Source organism: Stenotrophomonas sp. Marseille-Q5258 (assembly GCF_946900935.1).
GTDB classification, from domain to species: domain Bacteria; phylum Pseudomonadota; class Gammaproteobacteria; order Xanthomonadales; family Xanthomonadaceae; genus Stenotrophomonas; species Stenotrophomonas nematodicola.
On record NZ_CAMPPN010000005.1, the window covers coordinates 74914 to 89129 of the forward strand.

Annotated in this window: 14 protein-coding genes; 9 read left to right on the forward strand and 5 right to left on the reverse strand. The window is 68.1% G+C overall.

Annotation, left to right across the window (positions count from 1 at the left end; all coding sequences use genetic code 11):
• The first annotated feature begins 17 nt into the window (after positions 1-17).
• Complete coding sequence (locus OC534_RS03605) at positions 18-1949, forward strand: DUF3857 domain-containing protein (RefSeq protein ID WP_262071371.1); 1932 nt, start codon at positions 18-20, stop codon at positions 1947-1949.
• A gap of 8 nt (positions 1950-1957) precedes the next feature.
• Here the strand turns inward: OC534_RS03605 and OC534_RS03610 are convergent, their stop codons facing one another.
• On the reverse strand, positions 1958-2200 hold the full coding sequence (locus tag OC534_RS03610) for a hypothetical protein (protein ID WP_262071372.1): 243 nt from the start codon (positions 2198-2200) through the stop codon (positions 1958-1960).
• Positions 2201-2482: 282 nt separating this feature from the next.
• Here OC534_RS03610 and lolA point away from each other — a divergent pair, with 282 nt between their 5' ends.
• From lolA to OC534_RS03630, 4 genes are all read left to right on the forward strand, one after another.
• Positions 2483-3121 carry an outer membrane lipoprotein chaperone LolA gene (lolA, locus tag OC534_RS03615; RefSeq protein WP_153164140.1) on the forward strand — a complete coding sequence of 213 codons (639 nt, stop codon included), beginning with the start codon at positions 2483-2485 and terminating at the stop codon, positions 3119-3121.
• A 112-nt stretch (positions 3122-3233) separates the two neighbouring features.
• Positions 3234-4517, forward strand: a complete 1284-nt coding sequence (locus OC534_RS03620) for a replication-associated recombination protein A (RefSeq protein WP_262071418.1) — start codon at positions 3234-3236, stop codon at positions 4515-4517.
• Positions 4514-4912, forward strand: a complete 399-nt coding sequence (gene crcB, locus OC534_RS03625; protein ID WP_136004117.1) for a fluoride efflux transporter CrcB — start codon at positions 4514-4516, stop codon at positions 4910-4912. Before OC534_RS03620 ends, crcB begins: the two co-directional genes overlap by 4 nt.
• Positions 4913-5003: 91 nt before the next feature.
• Positions 5004-5276, forward strand: coding sequence for a hypothetical protein (locus tag OC534_RS03630; RefSeq protein WP_038688374.1), 273 nt, complete (start codon positions 5004-5006; stop codon positions 5274-5276).
• Here OC534_RS03630 and OC534_RS03635 read toward each other — a convergent pair.
• The 4 genes from OC534_RS03635 to OC534_RS03650 all read right to left on the reverse strand — a co-directional run bounded on the left by OC534_RS03635 (position 5221) and on the right by OC534_RS03650 (position 10347).
• Positions 5221-7569, reverse strand: coding sequence for an ATP-binding protein (locus tag OC534_RS03635; protein ID WP_262071373.1), 2349 nt, complete (start codon positions 7567-7569; stop codon positions 5221-5223). The genes OC534_RS03630 and OC534_RS03635 overlap by 56 nt on opposite strands.
• Positions 7570-7577: 8 nt before the next feature.
• The gene (locus tag OC534_RS03640) at positions 7578-8204 is read right to left on the reverse strand and encodes a response regulator transcription factor (RefSeq protein WP_153164133.1); all 627 of its coding nucleotides are present in this window, start codon (positions 8202-8204) and stop codon (positions 7578-7580) included.
• Between the two features lie 210 nt (positions 8205-8414).
• A complete protein-coding gene (locus OC534_RS03645) occupies positions 8415-9296 on the reverse strand; it encodes a LysR family transcriptional regulator (RefSeq protein WP_153164131.1) in 882 nt (293 codons plus the stop codon).
• A gap of 70 nt (positions 9297-9366) precedes the next feature.
• Positions 9367-10347: a WYL domain-containing protein gene (locus OC534_RS03650; protein ID WP_153164130.1), complete on the reverse strand. Its 981-nt coding sequence runs from the start codon at positions 10345-10347 to the stop codon at positions 9367-9369.
• Between the two features lie 118 nt (positions 10348-10465).
• Here OC534_RS03650 and OC534_RS03655 point away from each other — a divergent pair, with 118 nt between their 5' ends.
• The 4 genes from OC534_RS03655 (at position 10466) to OC534_RS03670 (ending at position 14167) form a co-directional block, all read left to right on the forward strand.
• Complete coding sequence (locus OC534_RS03655; RefSeq protein WP_262071374.1) at positions 10466-11071, forward strand: glutathione S-transferase family protein; 606 nt, start codon at positions 10466-10468, stop codon at positions 11069-11071.
• Positions 11072-11169: 98 nt separating this feature from the next.
• Positions 11170-12618 carry an amidohydrolase family protein gene (locus OC534_RS03660; protein WP_262071375.1) on the forward strand — a complete coding sequence of 483 codons (1449 nt, stop codon included), beginning with the start codon at positions 11170-11172 and terminating at the stop codon, positions 12616-12618.
• Between the two features lie 231 nt (positions 12619-12849).
• Complete coding sequence (locus OC534_RS03665) at positions 12850-13596, forward strand: CS1 fimbrial subunit B flags: Precursor (protein WP_262071376.1); 747 nt, start codon at positions 12850-12852, stop codon at positions 13594-13596.
• Positions 13597-13666: 70 nt separating this feature from the next.
• Complete coding sequence (locus tag OC534_RS03670; protein ID WP_136004128.1) at positions 13667-14167, forward strand: CS1 type fimbrial major subunit; 501 nt, start codon at positions 13667-13669, stop codon at positions 14165-14167.
• Positions 14168-14216: the final 49 nt, after the last annotated feature.

A 14216-nucleotide genomic window follows, 5' to 3' on the forward strand; every position in this document is an offset into this window, starting at 1 on the left:
CGCGAAAGGATGTCGTCATGACGAGCATGTCGTGGGCAGCGCTGGGCCTGCTGGTGACGCTGTCGTTCCCGGCCGCGGCCGACGCGACGCCGGCCGCCGGGGCGCCCGTTGCCGGCCAGGATGCCGAGGCAACCACCAGCTTCAGCTTCGTGCGGTACCGCGCCGATTACGAGGTGCGTGCCGACGCCGGCAGCACCCAGACCGAGGCGTACGAGATCCTGCTCAAGACCAAGGCCGCGGTCGAGCAGTTCAGCCAGGTGCGCCTGAGCTACAGCGAAAAGATGGAAACGCTGGACGTGCTGGAGGCCTATACGCTCGCCGCTGACGGCCAGCGCCGCGATGTGCCCGCCGACCGCATCTACACCCAGGAAAGCTATTCCAGCGCCGCCGCGGCGATGTACGCCGACCGCAAAGTGCAGGTGGTGGTGTTCCCCAACCTGGCGCCCGGCACGCGCGTGGTCTACCGCACCCGGCGTGTGCAGAATACGCCGTACTTCCCGGGTTATTTCGGCCTGTGGGAGACGTTCAGCGTGTTTGCCCAGTACGACGATGCCCGGGTCACGCTCACGGCACCGGCCGCCCTGCCGATGCAGGTGCGCCAGCGGGGCGTGCAGGGCAGCCAGGCGCCGGTCGTCCGCGATGGCGTCGCGCGGTGGGAGTGGCGTTACCAGCGTGCCGAGGCGCTGCAGGCGCAGAACTGGTCGGCGGCCGCGTGGGAGTTCAGTCCCACCATCATGGCCAGCACCTACCAGGAGTGGGCGCAGGTGGGGCGGGCCTACCAGATGAAAAGTGGTGAGGCGGCGGCGGTCACCCCGGGCATCCAAGCGCTGGCCGACCAGCTCACTGCCGGCATCGACGACCGGCGTGAGCAGGCGGCCACCCTCTACCGCTGGGTGGCGCAGAACATCCGCTACGTCGCCGTGTACCTGGGCAACGGCGGGCTGGAGCCGAACCCGGCGCAGAGCATCCTCGACAACCATTACGGCGACTGCAAGGACCACGTGGTGATCCTGGAGGCGCTGCTGGCCGCGCGCGGCATCGACAGCACGCCGGTGCTGATCGGCGCCGGCGGAGGGCCCAGCCTGCCGGAGATTCCGTTGCTCGGCCGCTTCAACCACGCCATCACTTACGTGCCCGAATTCGACCTGTACCTCGACTCGACCACGCCCTACGCGCGTTTCGGCCAGTTGCCGGAGGGGGACCTGGGGGCGCCGGTGCTGCACACCCGCCAAGCGGTACTGGCGCGCACGCCGGACAACGACGCGCGCCGCAATGGCCTGGCGATGTCGGTGGCGTTCCAGTTCGACCGCCACGGAAACCTGGTCGGGCAGACGCAGCAGGTGCCCGGCGAGGTGGCCGAAATTGCCATGCGCGGCTCGTTCGCGCGGCTCAACGCGCAGAACCGCACGCGGGTGGAGGAATCGATCATGGCGGCATCCGGCTTCGACGGCAGCGGGTCGCTGACCCTGCTGGGCGATCCGCAGGACCTGGCCCGGCCGTTCAACTACCGCTACGACTTCAAGGCCGAGGACTACGTGGACTTCAGTGTGGTCGGCGGCATGAAACTCCCCGATGCCCCGGGTGGCGAATCGTTCCGCGACCTGTATGCCAATACCTCTGCGGCGCAGAATGCAACGCCGTTCTACTGCAACGACAGCCTGCGCGAGGAGACCTACCGGCTGGTGTTCCCGGACGGCGTGCCGATCGTGGCGATCCCGCGCAGCCAGCAGTTCGGCAATGCGGCGGGGGAGTACCAGGTGGACTGGTCGCGCGAGGGCCAGGTCATCCGTGTGCACCACCGCCTGCACCAGCGCGCGGTGCGCGGTGCCGACGCGCTCTGCCAGCCGGCGGACTATCCGGCGTTCCGCGCGCTGTACCAGCAGGTGCGGCGCGGCTTCCGCGGCCAGGTGGTGTATGGCGACCTGGGGACGGTGCAGGCCTCGCCCTGAGAGCCGGCTCAGGCGTCGGTGCTGGTCGTGCGCTGCAGCGTGGCGACATTGAGCTGATCGGCGATGCGGGCCATGCACTGGTCCAGCGCATGGCGGTAGAGCGCGGGTTCGGCGGGATCGGCGCGCGCCAGCATCTCGATCGCGATCTCCTCCCACGCCGCGCGGATGATGTGAATGTCGGGGCAGCCGGCCAGCAGCAGGCGCAACGCGTGGTCCAGGCCGGCGATGTGTCCCCGGAGGGCGTGGAGCATCTGCTCCTGGGCGTCAAGTCGATCGAGGATGCTCTGCACTGCGTGGGGGGCTGGCGTCTGTGGGCGTGCGGCTGCGCGGGTAAAGCGCGGCGGGGAGAGCAGGGTGCCGCGACATCACGCGGCGGGCCATGCAATATGTTGCGTTGCAGCAACGCGCGTCAGGGCGGTGGCGCGCGGAGACGAGACGTCACTGCCGGCGCAGCGCATAATGACCGCCTGATCGCCCATTCAGGATGGAATGGGCACACTGGCCCCAACCCATTCACACGTCCGGATACCCGCATGCATACCACGCTCCGTCGCTACCTCGTCGCCGCCACCCTGGTCTGCGCCAGCGTAGGCTCGGCCACTGCATGGGCAGGTGCCCGCGACGACCTCAACCGGTTCACCCAAGGCCTGAAGGGGCTGGATGGCCAGTTCAGCCAGCAGGTGTTCGACAGCAGGGGCAAGGTCAAGGAAACCACCAGTGGCCGCGTGGCGCTGTCGGCTCCGCGCCTGTTCCGCTGGGAGTACATCAAGCCGCACGAGCAGTTGATCGTGGCCGATGGCAAGAAGGTGTGGGTCTACGAGCCGGACCTGGAACAGGCGACGGTGCGTGCGCAGGGCCAGGAAGAGCAGAACAGCCCGCTGACCGCGCTGATCAATCCGGCGCTGCTGGACCGCCAGTACGACGTCAGCGAGGAAGCGGTCGCACGCGATGGCCTTCAGTGGCTGTCGCTGACCCCCAAGCGTGAAACCGACACCGCCTTCCAGTACGCCGCGCTCGGCTTCAACACCCAGGGCCTGGCACGGATGGAAGTGGTCGACGCGGTGGGGCAGCGGACGGTGATCACCTTCAGCGGCTGGAAGCGCAACCCGGGCTTTGCCGCCGGCACCTTCAGCTTCACGCCAGCCAAGGGTACCGACGTCATCGGCGAGTGAGGGTCTCTGGCCTGCCACGGTAGAATGGGGCGTGGCCAGAAACCGAACGACATTCAATGGACCCGATCTGCTGACCGTGGATCGTGACACGCTGCGTCCGCTCGCCGAGCGGATGCGCCCCCAGACACTGGACGAAATGGTCGGGCAGAAGCGGCTGCTCGCGCCTGGCAGCGCGCTGCGCCGGGCTGTCGAGTCCGGTCACGTGCACTCGATGATTCTGTGGGGGCCGCCGGGATGCGGCAAAACCACGCTGGCGCTGCTGCTGGCGCACTATGCCGACGCCGAGTTCCGGGCGATCTCAGCGGTGCTGTCCGGCCTGCCGGAGGTACGTCAGGTGCTGGCGGAGGCCGCGCAGCGGTTCGCCGACGGCCGTCGCACCGTGCTCTTCGTCGACGAGGTGCACCGCTTCAACAAGGCCCAGCAGGACGCGTTCCTGCCGCACATCGAACGCGGCACCATCGTGTTCGTGGGCGCCACCACTGAAAACCCCTCGTTCGAACTGAACTCGGCGCTGCTCTCGCGGTGCCGCGTGCATGTGCTTGAGGCGGTGTCGCCGGGCGACATCGTCGACGCGCTCGAGCGCGCCCTGCGCGACGATCGGCGCGGCCTCGGTAGCGAGGCCGTGGACGTATCGCCCGACGCCCTGCTGGAGATTGCCACGGCCGCCGACGGCGATGTCCGCCGCGCACTCACTCTGCTGGAAATCGCGGCCGAACTGGCGGTTGGCGACGACGGGCGGATCACGCCGGAGATGCTGCTGCAGGTGCTGGCCGACCGCACGCGGCGCTTTGACAAAGGCGGTGAGCAGTTCTACGACCAGATCTCGGCACTCCACAAGTCCGTGCGCAGCTCCAACCCGGATGCGGCCCTGTACTGGCTGACGCGCATGCTGGACGGTGGCTGCGATCCGTCCTACCTGGCGCGCCGCCTGACCCGCATGGCGATCGAGGACATCGGCCTGGCCGACCCACGTGCGCAGTCGATGGCGCTGGAGGCCTGGGATATCTACGAGCGCCTGGGCAGTCCGGAAGGGGAGCTGGCCTTCGCGCAGCTGGTGCTGTACCTGGCCAGCACCGCCAAGTCGAACGCCGGCTACGCCGCCTTCAACCGTGCCCGGCAGGACGTCCGGGAATCCGGCACCCAGGAAGTACCCCTGCACCTGCGCAACGCGCCGACCAAGCTGATGAAGGAACTGGGCTACGGCAAGACCTACCAGTACGACCACGACGCCGAGGGCGGTATCGCGCTGGACCAGACCGGGTTCCCCGACGCGATGGGCGAACGGGTGTACTACGAGCCGGTACCGCGCGGGCTGGAGATCAAACTCAAGGATAAGCTCGACCGCCTGCGCGCCGCGCGTGCCGAGGCGCGCGCCGCCAGGGAGGCGGGGCAATGAGTGGCATGTCCGTGTGGTGGCAGCAGCTTGGGCTGGTGATGGCGGGCGGCGCTCTCGGCGCCGCACTGCGCTTCATGCTCGGCGATGCGATGCTGAGGCAGTTTGGTGCCGGCTTTCCGTGGGGCACGCTGACGGTCAACCTGGTGGGTGCATTCGTGGCCGGCTACGTCATGATCTGGCTGCAGAGCCGCGGCAGCGCGGCGCTGTACTGGCGCGCGTTCCTGATCGTGGGCATGGTCGGCGGGCTGACCACGTTTTCCTCGATGATGCTGGAAAGCCTGGTTTTCGTCCGCGCCGACCGCAGTCCGATGGTGCCGCTGTACCTCGGCATCAGCCTGGCCGGCGGCATGCTGCTGGTGTGGGCGGGCGCGCGCGTGGCCGAGACGTGGCGTTGACGGCGGCGGGATGAAAAAAAGCGCGCGAAACGCTGGATTAAAGTGATGTCTCACGATATCGTGCGCGCCCCCGTTCGCATCCTCGTCCGTCATGCGCGATGAACAAGACCCCGGCACCCTGGAGCTGATGCTGCCGCGCAAGCGCGGCCGTCCGCCCACGTTCGGCTACGCCATGACCGATGCCCAGCGTGCGGCACGCTACCGCGCGCGCCGCGCCGGCCAGGCCGATCACGCGGATGTGCGCAGCTGCAGCGACATGGTTCTGCTCGACAAGATCCGCGCAGCGATCAGCAGCAAGGACCCGGAACTCACGGGGTTTCTGGTACATGTGCTGTGGCAGCGGTACCCGCTGCAGCTGAAGTGATCGCGCCGTCCGCGAGCGCGGCGATGCGCGGCTGCAGATAGCTGCACAGGCGCGCCGACTCGGCCCACAACGCCGGGTCGTCCGCATCCAGCTCATGCAGGTCGTTGGCGACATCGGCCAGATCGGGATGCCCCAGAATGCGCAGCACGCCCGCCAGCCGGTGGGCGCGGTAGCGAAGAAGCGGCAGCGTACCTGTTTCCACCGCCTGGGCAAGTGACGCCGCATCCTCCTCCATCGACGCGGCATAACGCGCCAGCAGCTGGGTCTGCGGGTGCAGGCATGCGGCCGCGGGATTGTCGCTGTCGGCCAACTGCAGCGCCGCCAGCAGGTCGGCGGTATGCAGTGGCTTGCACAGCACGGCGTCCATCCCGGCATCCTCGCAGCGTGTGGTGTGGCGGGAGGAGCGCGCAGCCGAGAAGGCCACGATCCGGCACGGCGCACGATCCAGGCGACGCTCGATCTCGCGCATGGTGGTGGCGACGTGGTACCCGCTGAGGTCGGCCAGGCCACAATCGAGCAGGACCGCAGCGAACGGGGTGACCGCGAACGCGGCCAACGCAGCCGTGCCTTCGCCCACCGAGGTGACGCGGGCGCCGAGCGCCGCCAGCTGCTCGGCCACGACCGCGCGGTTGATGGCGTGGTCTTCCACCAGCAGCAGTGTGCGCATCGAAAGCGGCAGCGACAGGTCCGGTCCCGGGGTGGCTTCGAGGGCGTCGCTGGCCAGCGACACCGGCAGGACGACGTCGAAGCGACTGCCCTGGCCTGGCTCGCTGTGGGCGAGGATTTCGCCGCCGAGCGCGCGGGCGAGGTCGCGGCAGATCGACAGGCCCAGGCCGGAGCCGCCGCTGGTCAGTGCATCCGAATCGTGCGCCTGGGTGAATGCCTCGAATACGCGGGGCAACCGGTCCGGCGCGATGCCGATGCCGGTGTCGCTCACACTCAGCCGCAGTTGCATGCCGGTGGTTGGCGACTGCAGTGCCAGGCTCACCACGATCCGGCCCTGATGGGTGAACTTGAGGGCATTGCCGAGGAGGTTGTTCAGGAGCTGGCGAAGGCTGTCGGCGTCCAGCTTCAGCGTGGGCAGGGGATCGGGCGTCACATTCAATGTGAGGATCAACCCCTTCTTCTCGGCGAGCGGGCGCACCGACATCACGCACTGCCGGGCCAGCGCCTGCGCGTCATGATTGCCGAGGGACGGCTGGAATCGCCCGCTGCGCATGCGCGAATAGTCCAGGGCATGCCCCAGCAGGCTGCGCAGGCCGGCGCCTGCGGCGTGGGCGGCATCCACCAGTTGCCGCTGCGTCTGGTCCAGCCGCGACTGCCCCAGCAGGTCGATCGTGCTGACCAGTGCCTGGCTGGCGTTGCGCACTTCGTGGCTCATCACGCCGATGAAGCGTGCCTGGCGGCGTTGCGAGCGCAGCGCGGCACGCTGGGTGACATGCAGCCACAGGGTGGCCGCAGCGAGGAGCAGGACCGCGCAGACGATGCTTATCAGCGCCCAACGGAAATGATGCAGTACCGCCGTCGAGGTCGGCGGCATCATGTGCGTGGCCTGCGACCAGTGATGCAGCAGTCCGGTGTGCTGTTCGAGGGTGATGGCGGCCATTGCCACCTCGATGCGTCGCTTGATGTCCCTGTTGCGGTCGTGCATCAGCAGGTACAGGCTCGCCGGCACCGTATCGGGCAGAAGCTCCAGCGTCATGCTGCCGGCGTAGTCGCGGCGCACGATCGGATGGGTGGTTGCGTCCAGGCCCATGCTCGCATCCACGGCGCCGGCCTCCACCGCCGCCAGCGTTGCGCGCAGGTCGGGTAGCGGAACCCGTTGGACAGCGGGGTGGTGCCGTCGCAGCCATGCTTCGTGCCGGCCGCCTTTGACCACGCTGATCCGCTGTGTGGTCATCGCTTCCAGCGACGCAGGCACGGTGGTTCCGCGCCGGACGGCCAGCACCGCGCGTCCACGGTAGTACGGGGTGGACAACAGCAGGCCGCTGCACGGGTGCTCGTCGAGCGGGCCCACCAGGAGCATCACATCGGTCGTCCCGTCGCAGATGGACTGCACGGCGCTGTTGAAATCCGGTTGAGGTCGTTCGATGAAGCGAAGGCCGGTATGGGCTGCCACCAGTTGTGCATAGCCGTCAGCGAGGTTGGCGTGCCTGGCCGGCGCATCCGGCGCGGACAGGAGGTTGCGCTGCGCCGGGTCCACTGCCACGTTCACCTCGCGCCGGCCGGCGGTGGTGGTCTCGGTCGCATCGCGCGAGCATCCTGCCGCCAGCAGCAGGAGCCAGCAGGCCAATGCCTGTTTCACAGGTTGCCCAGCTGGTGCCGCAGGGTGTACAGGTCGCCATCGCTGCGCAGCCCCAGCTTGCGGAACGCGGCGTGCTTCTGGGTGCTGATGGTCTTGATGCTGCGGTGGCGTTTGAGTGCGATCTCCGACACTGTCATGCCGGTCATGCACAGTTGCAGCACCTCGCGCTCGGCGTTGGACAGGTGGCTCTCGTCGGGGTCGCAGCCATACTCGGGCGGCAGGTAGCTCTCGCCCTGGGTGATCTGCACGATCGCGCGGGCAAGCTCGTCCAGGCGGTCGTTCTTGGTCACTACGCCATTGGCGCCGGCGTGCAGTGCGCTGGTGATGATCACCCGGTTGACGTGCGCCGAGAACACCAGGATGCCGACCCGGGGATGGCGTTGACGGATCTGCCGGACCAGCGCGAGCCCCTCGACATCGGTGGCCGACAGCGCGTAATCCACGATGGCGACATCCACGGGGCGGCTTGCCAGTGTGGTCAGCAGTGCGTTGCTGTGTCCGTGGCTGCCGACGACGTCGAAGCGCCAGTCGTTGGACAGATGGATGCGGGTGCCGTGGCGGACGACGTCGTGATCGTCCAGCAGGGCGATCTTGAGTGTGGCGTCGGCAGGGTGTCCGTTCATGCGATCAGGATGTCGTTGGACAAGGGGGTCGCGCGATCTGGGAGGTGACACATTCTCCCTTTTCCGCCCGATCCCCGAGACGCCCGATAGCGACTTTAGGACGATTCCTATGTGCTAAAGGAGGTGTCCGTCACTGTCCAAGTGCTTGCGCCTTGTGCAGGAAGCACTTCGTATCCGCACCCATCGGGACGATGCAGATGCGTGATCGCATCAGCGTGACGGGCGTTCCAGCAGGCGGGCGAGCCGGTCGGCCAGCGCCAGCACCAGCGGGTCGGCGTTGGTCCGGTGCAGCATGGCGATTTCGATGCTGTCCACCGTGCGCAGCCCCTGCCGGGCGCCAAGCGGAGTGTGCTCACGGGTGACCGCGCGGGCCGGCAGCAGGCTGATGCCCATGCCGTCGGCAACCGCGCCCTGGATGCCGCCAAGGCTGGAACTGGTGAAGGCGATGCGCCACCGGCGTCCCAGCGCTTCGATCGCATCGATCAGTTCGTCACGGTACAGGCCGCGCGGCGGAAAGGTCACCAGCGGCACAGGATCCTGCTGGAAGCAGGGGCTGCGCGCACTGTCCACCCAGCGCATCGTCTCGGGCCAGCAGGCGTTCGCGGCGCGGGCGTGCCGGCGCTGCTTGACCAGCACCAGGTCCAGTTCGCCGTGGTCGTAGCCGTTGGCCAGATCCCGGCTCAGGCCGCTGGTCACCTCCAGCTTCACCTGCGGGTGCCGGCGGTTGAAGGCCCCCAGCAGTTGTGTGACGCGGGCGCTGACGAAGTCCTCGGGCACGCCGAGGCGGACGGTGACCGCCACGGTGGCGCCGGCCAGCGCTTCGCGCAGCTGATCGTTGAGGGCCAGCATCTGGCGGGCATGTGCGAGCAGGGTCTGGCCGGCGTCGGTGGGATGAACGTCGCGATTGGCCCGGATCAACAGGGCATGCCCGGCCATGTCTTCCAGGCGACGGATCTTCTGGCTGACGGTTGACTGGGTCGAGTGCAGGCGCGCGGCGGCGGTGGTGAAGCTGCCGCAGTCGGCGACCGTGACCATCGCCCGCAGCAGATCCAGGTCGAACAGCGTTCGATTCGCTTTCGCACTGGCGGACATGGTGGCATCCAACTTCGGCATGGGCCTGCGTTCTAGCATGGGCACCGGCTGGCAGCAAATGGCGGCGCAGCTAGCGGCTGGCGTCTGTTGCGGCGTCCGCGAGACTGCGCGCCACGCGGTCACCCGCCTCGCGCAGACGCTCGCGCAGCGCCGGTGGGCCCACCACCTCGAACTCCAGCTCCAGGGCGAGCAGCCAATACACCACTTCGCCCATCGGGTAGGCCGTGCAGCGCAGCCGGCAGCGCTGCGCATCCACGGCGTCGAGCACGCCGGCCGAGGCGGGAATGCGCTGGCGCATCTCCGCCAGCGGTGCATGCAGGATCACCTCGGCACCGTCGCTGCGGCCGCCGAGCGTCAGCGCACGATCGACAAATCCGCGCAGGTCGCCATCGTCGGGCGGGGGGCGGGGCCGGAAGTGTGCGCCGACCGATGGGGCCGCGGTGATGCGGTCGATGCGGAAGGTGCGCCAGTCGGTGCGGGCGGTATCCCAGGCCACCAGATACCAGCGGCGTTCGGCGTTGACCACGCCGTGCGGTTCGACGCAGCGATGGCTGGCGTCGCCCTTTTTGTCGGCGTAGTCGAAGTGCAGGTGCAGCTGGTCGCGGCAGGCGCCGGCCAGGGTGGCCAGCAGCGCGGCATCCACCACGGGGCCGCGCTGGCCCAGCGGCAGGATCGTCGATCGCAGCGCGTCGAGCCGCCGGCGCAGCCGCGGCGGCATCACCTGTTCCAGCTTGACCAGCGCGGTGATCGCGGTCTGCTCGATGCCACTGATGGTGCCGGTGACGGCGGTGCGCAGTGCCAGTGCTGCCGCCAGCGCCTCTTCGTCATCCAGCAGCACCGGCGGAAGCGCGCGACCGGCACGGAAAGCGTAGCCGCCCGCCACTCCGCTGCTGGCCTGGATCGGGTAGCCGAGTGCGCGCAGGCGGTCGATATCGCGGCGCAGGGTACGCGGGTGCACTGTCATGACCTCGGCGAGGCCGGCGCCGGTCCAATGCGGGCGGGATTGCAGCAGCGCGAGCAGGCGCAGGAGGCGGGCGGAGGTGGTGAGCATGGTGGCAGGGTGCCGCCTATCGAGGACAAAAGCTGTCCGCAATGGTCGCTAGCCTGTGCTGGCGGTGCAAGCCCATCGGCGGCGCACCTTTCCTCCGTTCCTGACCCAGGAGTTCTGCATGTCCCTCGTCTTCTATTGGCACCCCATGTCCAGCGCCACCCCGGTGGCCTGCGCGCTGGCCGAACTGGATGTGCCGCATGACCGTGTGCGCATCGACATCCGCAACGGCGAACAGCGCACCCCGGAGTATCTGGCGATCAATCCCAACGGCAAGGTGCCTTGCCTGGTGGTGGATGGCACCCCGATCTTCGAAGGCCTGGCCATCCATCTGTGGCTCGGCGCGCGATTCGGCGTGGCCAAGGGATTGTGGCCGGCCGAGGACACGCCGGAGCGTCTGCAGGCGATGTCCTGGTGTGCATGGGCCTATGTGACCTACATGGCCGCCATCCACGCGCTGCGGCTGGCGACGATGGACGGCCCCTTGCGCAGTGCCGACCACGCGTCCGTAGCGCTGCATGACGCACGGCAACTGCTCGACATCCTCGACGCGCGCCTGGCAGACAGGCCGTGGATGCTCGGGCCGGCCTATTCGCTGGCGGATCTGGTGGTTGCGCAGGTGGTCGGCTATGGCACGTATGTGGGGGCGGGCGTGGAGGGGCATGCGCATGTGCAGGCCTGGCTGGCGCAGGTTCAGGCGCGCCCGGCGATGCAGGGCGAAGCGTAAGCGCAGTGGCTGGCTGAATATGCAGCAGTGCAAAATTTAACTGGTGAATGGCCTCCCCGGCGCTTTAAGGTGCCGGGGAGTCTTCTTTCCCGGTAGCCATGAACGCCACATTCCGCCTTGCCCTGCCTGTCCTGCTCACGCTGTCCGCCTCGGCCGCCGCGGCCGAACATGCCGACCTGATGATCCAGCACGCCACGATCGTGGACGTCGAACACGGCCGCACGATCCCCGGCCAGAGCGTGGTGGTGCGCGGGGAGGACATCGTGGCGGTCGGTGAAGACCGTGCCATCGCCAGGGAGTGGACGGCGTCGCGCCGCGTCGAGGGCAGGGGACGCTACCTGATTCCCGGCTTGTGGGACATGCACGTGCACTTTGGTGGCGGTCCTGCGCTGATCGAAGAGAACAAGGCGTTGCTGCCGCTGTACATCGCGCACGGCATCACCACCGTGCGCGATGCCTCCGGCGATCTGCCCGGGCAGGTGCTGGCGTGGCGCGGGCAGATCCGTCGCGGGGAGCTGGCGGGACCGCAGTTGTTCACCTCCGGCGCCAAGATCGAGGGCATCAAGCCGGTCTGGAAGGGCACGATCGAGGTAGGCAGCCCGGCCGATCTCGATGCGGCATTCGTGCGGCTCAAGCGCGACCAAGTGGATTTCGTGAAGATCACCGACAGCACGCTCACCCCGGACCTGTTCCTGGCCGCCGTCCGGGGCGCGCGCGCCAACGGACTGCGTGCATCGGGCCATATCCCGATGGCGCTGACCGTGCAGCAGGCGGTGGATGCCGGGATCAGCTCGATCGAGCACCTCGACTATGCGTACAAGGCGGGCGTGAAGGATGAGGCGGCCATCGCGGCCGGCGTTGCCGCCAAGCGTATCGACCGTGCGGAAGCCAACCGCCGGCTCGCGGCCGGATTTGATCGTGACACCGCAATGGCGGCCTATCGCGCTTTCGCCGCCAAGGGCGTGTATGTCACCCCGACACTCAACGGCGGGCGCATTCTCGACTTCCTGGATGAGGACGACCACGCGCACGATCCGTATCTGGCCTACATCGGCCCAAAGCTGCAGGCCACCTATGCCTGGCGCGTGGAGCGTGCGGCCAAGGCGACGCCGGCGCAGATCGAGGCGCGCCATCGGGAGTACCACCAGGTGGCCGCCGTGCTGCCGCTGCTGCAGGAGGCCGGCGTGACGCTCATGGCCGGCACCGATGCCGGCTTCCTCAACTCCTTCAATTATCCGGGCATCGGACTGCACGAGGAACTGGCGCTGTTCGTCAAGGAAGGATTGACGCCGACACAGGCATTCTCTGCCGCCACCCGCGCCGGCCCGGCGTGGTTTGGCAGGCTGGACCGCTACGGCAGCGTGGCCGCAGGCAAGGCCGCCGACCTGGTGCTGCTGGAGCGCAATCCGCTGCAGGACATTTCCGCCACGCGTGCCATCGATTCGGTGGTCCTGCGCGGCCGGATGTACGACCGCGAGGCACTGGATGCGCTGCTCGCCGCAGTGCGTGCCGACGTTGCAGCATGGAAGAAGGACGCCACGCAATAGCCGACGACTGCCACAGCCGCTGGAACGCGCCAACGCCCCGCATTGCGGGGCGTTTTTTTTCTGGCTGCCTGACGTGAACGCCTTCGCCGGACTTGCAAGTAGTTGCAGTGCGCGTTGAAACAAATTGCATACGCACCCGCCGGGGCGGGGCGTACCGTGGCGCTCCTTGGCAAGGCTGCCGCCGTGCGCCGGCCTGCATCGACTTCTTTCTCTTTCGTGGAGTTTCCACCCATGAAGCGCCTCCTTCTGCTCGCGGCCTCGGCCGTGCTGGCTGCGCCGTCGCTTGCCGGCACGCCGTCGATCAATGTCGGTGCGATGTACGAGTACGCCGCTCCCGGACAGGGCGCGCTGCTCAAGCGCGTACGCAACACCGGCAATGCCACCGCGTTCGTGCGGGTGGAGATTGCTGAAGTGCGCTACGGACCCGATGGCAAGGCAACCGAAGTCCCGGTCGATACCACGCGCGTGGACGGGCAGGGCAACGCTCTGATTGCCAGCCCGTCGCGTCTGATCGTCCCTGCGCAGGGGCAGCAGGCTACCCGCCTGCTGTTCCAGGGTGATCGCTCCGCCGAACGCTACTACCGGGTGCGCTTCGTTCCGGTGATGCCAAAGCGCGAGGACGAGTTCGCGCTGACCGACGCCGAGGCCGACGACTACCGCAAGGGGTTGCTGGCGGGGGTCAATGTGCTTACCGGATACGGGGTATTCGTGATTGTGCATCCCGATGGCACGACCTACGACACGCGCGTGGATGCCAGCGACGCTCAGACAGTCGTCCGCAATGCCGGCAACACCACCGTGGTGCTTGACGACGTGCGTCAGTGCGGCATTGACGGCAAAGCCGAGTCCTGCTCACCGCCGCGCAGGATCCACCTGCTGCCGCAGCGCGTGGAGACCTTCTCGCACGGTCCCGGTCAGACGCATCGCTTCGAGATCGTCGAGGGGGACGCACGTAAGCGCGTCCTGCTCAACCCGTAGGTTCCGGGAGGAACCATCATCCGCCGTCCGGACGCACCGGCGGCACATTCCACCGTTGGAGAACACCGCAATGCGTATCAACACCACCACCCTGTCTCTCGTGGCTGCCATGATCATGGCCCCGTCCGCTGCAATGGCCGCACCGGAGCAGTTCCCGCTGCAGGTCACCGTCGAAGCCATCGTTCCTTCCGCCACCGGCCTGCAGATTTCGCCGGTCGGCGACTGGGCGGGCCAGGTCCAGGCCATGCGTTGGGATATCGCCGCGCAGCGACTGGACCCGATCCAGCAGCAGCTCGACATGAAGAGCGGCCTCGGGGCGATCAATGCCTACCTCAGCACCGACGCGATGCTGGTCAGTGCCGGTGACAGCATCGACATGACCGTGACCGTGGCCGGTCAGGCGCTGGAGGTCGGCGCGGCCAACGCAGTCGAGGTCGCCAGTGCGATCGAAGCATCGGCCAGCAAGCGCGCCGCCGTGGTCATCGCCGCCGCAGCACCCGCTGGTGCCGAGTACGCGCAGGGCAACTACCAGGGCAACGTTTTCATGATGTTCGAAAGCGGCACCCCGTAAGGCACGCCGCGTCACCCGGGCCGCTTCGGCTGCCCGTCTGGAGGGGCGC